The organism is Thermomonas sp. (genome assembly GCF_020850895.1).
Classification (GTDB): domain Bacteria; phylum Pseudomonadota; class Gammaproteobacteria; order Xanthomonadales; family Xanthomonadaceae; genus Thermomonas.
The window spans coordinates 1-2,545 of record NZ_JADZDS010000091.1; the positions used below are offsets into that span (position 1 = coordinate 1).

Annotated in this window: 2 protein-coding genes; both read right to left on the reverse strand. The window is 65.7% G+C overall.

The features are described 5' to 3' along the window. A partial coding sequence (locus IT472_RS08350; RefSeq protein WP_297180788.1) for an NADPH-dependent assimilatory sulfite reductase hemoprotein subunit occupies window positions 1–1,310 on the reverse strand: 1,310 nt, incomplete at its 3' end. A 14-nt stretch (window positions 1,311–1,324) separates the two neighbouring features. Continuing rightward, on the reverse strand, window positions 1,325–2,545 hold a 1,221-nt coding region (locus tag IT472_RS08355), incomplete at its 5' end, for an assimilatory sulfite reductase (NADPH) flavoprotein subunit (protein ID WP_297180790.1).

The window sequence follows — 2,545 nt, forward strand, 5'->3', positions numbered from 1 at the left end:
ATCGCCAGTGCGCAGGTGGGTAGCGCCACGCAGGCCACCGCAGCACGGGCCAGCGCGGTGGGTGCATGGTTCTCCGCATCCAGCGCGAATTGCGCCACCAGCGCGTCGATGCGGGTGCGCTCATTGGTGGACACGCCCGCGATGATTACGTTCTGGTTGCAGGTCATGCGGAACTGGCCTGTGTGCACCTTCGCTATTTCGCGCAGGCCCGTCAGCAAGGGCCGACCTTCGGTATCCGCAATGCGCCCGGACGGCAGCGACAGGGTGAGGTGCCACAGGCCGTCCTCGCCTTCCACCCAGCCGAAGCGATCGCCGTTGTGGTCGAATTGATAGGGTCGAGCCGGGGCCAGCTTGAAGCCGGCGCGTTCCTCCATCATCGCCACGATCGTGTCGCTGCCGTGGACGTCGATGGTGTACTTGAAGCGCGCGTGCTTGCGCTCGTCGCGATCACCCAAATCGCGCTGCACGGTGATCGCCGCTTCGGCAATGGCGAACACCTGCTCCGGGGTGGCAAAACCAATGACGTTGGCCACGCGCGGGTAGTGCTCGGCAATGCCGTGGCTGGCACCCATGCCGCCGCCGATGGCGACGTTGAAGCCGGCCAGCTCGCCGTTGGCATCGAGAATCGCGATCAGGCCAAGATCATTGGCGAACACGTCCACATCGTTGTACGGCGGCACCGCGATCGCGATCTTGAACTTGCGCGGCAGGTAGGCATCGCCATAGATCGGCTCGACCTCGACCCCGCTTTCGGCCACCTTTTCTTCGTCCAACCAGATTTCGTAATAGGCGCGGGTGGCCGGCTTGAAATGTGCGGACAGGCGCTCCGCCCAGTCGTGGACTTGCGCATGCAGGCGCGATTGCAGCGGATTGCTGCTGGCCAGCACATTGCGGTTGACGTCGCCGCAAGCCGAGATGGTGTCCATGGTGGCGGAATTGATCGCGGCCATGGTGGCCTTCAGATCGCGTTTGATCACGCCGTGGATCTGGAAGGTCTGGCGGGTGGTGACACGCAGCGAGTGATTGGCATAGGTGGTGGCGATGGCGTCCAGCCCCAGCCACTGCTGCGGGGTGAACACGCCGCCCGGCGCACGGATGCGGATCATGAACTGGTGCGCGGGTTCGAGTTTCTGGCGGCGACGCTCGTCGCGCAGGTCACGGTCGTCCTGCTGGTAGCTGCCGTGGAATTTGATGGTGCGCTGGTCTTCGAAATTCAGCGAGCCGGTGGTCGCATCCTGCAAGCCCTCCAGCAGGGTGCCGCGCAGGCGCCGGCTTTCGAGCTTGATGGTTTCGACGGAGGGGTGCGACATGTGGGCGGTCCTGGTCAATACACGTCGCGGGCATAGCGCCCTTCGCGTTGCAGGCTGGAGAGGAAGTCGGCGGCGGCATCGGCATCGCCGCCGTTGTGGTGGGTGACGATGTCCAGCAAGGCGGCGTGGACGTCCTTGCCCATCCTGATGGCGCCGCAGACATACAGATGCGCGCCGTTTTGCAGCCAGTCGTACACCTCACGGCCGTGTTCGCGCAGGCGCTGCTGGACGTAGATGCGTTCGGCCTGATCGCGTGAGAACGCCAAGTCAAGGCGATGCAGTTCACCCTTGGCCAGCGCGTCTTGCCACTCGGTCTGGTACAGGAAGCCGGTGTTGAAATGCTGGGCACCGAAGAACAGCCAGTTGCGGCCGCTGGCGCCGGTTTCGGCGCGTTCCTGCACGAAGCCGCGGAACGGCGCGATGCCGGTGCCGGGGCCGATCATGAGGATGTCGCGGCTGGCATCGGTGGGCACGCGGAAGCGCTCGTTCGGCTCGATATAGACCGGTACGCGGCCGTCTTCGTCCAGACCCGCCAGGAAATTGCTGGCGGCGCCGAGGTGTTCGAAGCCATGCGCCAGGTAGCGCAGCACATCGAGGGTGAGGTGGGCTTCTTCGCCGACCCGCTTGCGGCTGGAGGCGATCGAATACAACCGCTGCGCCTGCGGACGCAGCGCAGCCACGAGGGATGGGGCATCCCAGCTGCCGCGCCAGCGGCGCAGGACATCGATCAACTGATGATCCGCCAGCAAGGCGGTGAGGCCGGCGCTGCCGGGTTCCAGCAATTGGTTGAGCTCCGCGGACTTGGCGCGTTCGGCCAGCGCTGCCAGCACTGGGCGTGACAAGCGGGTCAGCTCGCGCTTTTCCGCCAGCCATTGCGCAAGCGGCAAGGTTTGGCCTTCATGTTCAACGCTGCGGCTGCCGTCCAGCCCGGTGGCGGTGAGTACCGCATCCACCAAGGCATCGGGATTGCGGTGGCGGATGCCCAGCGCATCGCCTGGCTCGTACGTCAGGCCGGAGCCGTCCAGCGACAACTCGAGATGGCGCACGTCCTTGTCGGGCTCGCCATAGCGACGGAAGCCGGTGCCCTTGAACTCGCGGCCTGTGAGTGGCTGGTTGCCCAGCAACTCAGCGGCGAAGGGCTTGTCATGGGTCCACGCTGGCGTGGCCTGCGGACGCAGCGGCGTCACCGTGGCCAGATGCGCGGGCGCGGCCGGCTTGAGCAGCTCGCGGGCATG